Genomic DNA, 313 nt, shown 5'->3' with positions numbered 1-313 from the left:
GATGAGCGGCACGTTGGGCTTGCCCATGATGCGCAGGTTCACGGAATACAGCGCGATCATCATCAGGATGCTGGCCAGCAGATCCATGATCTTGAGCTTGACGTTGAGCCAGCCGGTGACCAGCCCCGCGGCGGCGCCGGCGAAAGTGGCGGCGATGGTGGCCACGAACGGGTCGGTGCCCGAGGCGATCAGCGTGGCACAGACGGCGCCGCCCAGCGGGAAACTGCCATCAACGGTCAGGTCCGGAAAGCGCAGCAGGCGAAAGGAGATAAATACGCCCAAGGCCACCAGGCTGAAGATCAGGCCGATCTCC

General features: G+C 63.9%; 1 pseudogene. It reads right to left on the bottom strand.

Annotation, left to right across the window (positions count from 1 at the left end):
• A pseudogene (locus RCF13_RS07830) lies at positions 1-313 on the bottom strand (ABC transporter permease); the annotation flags it as partial.

Source organism: Stenotrophomonas maltophilia group sp. RNC7 (assembly GCF_030910085.1).
In the GTDB taxonomy this organism is placed as follows: domain Bacteria; phylum Pseudomonadota; class Gammaproteobacteria; order Xanthomonadales; family Xanthomonadaceae; genus Stenotrophomonas; species Stenotrophomonas sepilia.
The sequence above is the reverse complement of the archived record's forward strand: the minus strand, read 5'-3'. Positions and strand labels throughout refer to the sequence as shown.